Source organism: Leifsonia sp. HAY1-4F, from assembly GCF_056755275.1.
This window is the reverse complement of record NZ_JBNDHX010000226.1, coordinates 1-333: the sequence shown is the minus strand read 5'-3', so window position 1 is coordinate 333 and position 333 is coordinate 1. Positions and strand designations below refer to the sequence as shown.

General features: G+C 49.8%; 1 protein-coding gene. It reads left to right on the top strand.

All coding sequences use genetic code 11. The features are described 5' to 3' along the window. Positions 1–109: 109 nt before the first annotated feature. On the top strand, positions 110–333 hold a 224-nt coding region (locus ACPYOG_RS19320; RefSeq protein ID WP_481295751.1), incomplete at its 3' end, for a hypothetical protein.

Sequence of the window (333 nt, the reverse complement as noted above, 5' to 3'; positions counted from 1 at the left end):
TGTAGGAAGTGCCTCTAACGTAGCCACAGCGGTAAGTCCGACAGGGGACGTTACCATTTCCAATACCGGAGTAACCTCCATCGGTGCAGGAAAAGTAACCAACAGCCAGATGGCAAGCGCAGCTGCTCTTACCGTCAAAGGAAATGCAACCAATGCCGCAGCAGCTCCGACAGATATTTCAGCAGGTACCGATGGGTATGTATTAAGAAGAAGCGGAACCGCTTTAGGATTTGGAACAGTATCTACCGCAGGAATTGCAGATGGTGCAGTAACAGCAGCAAAACTCAATCAAATGTCTGCCACTTCAGGACAGGTCTTGGGATGGAACGGAAC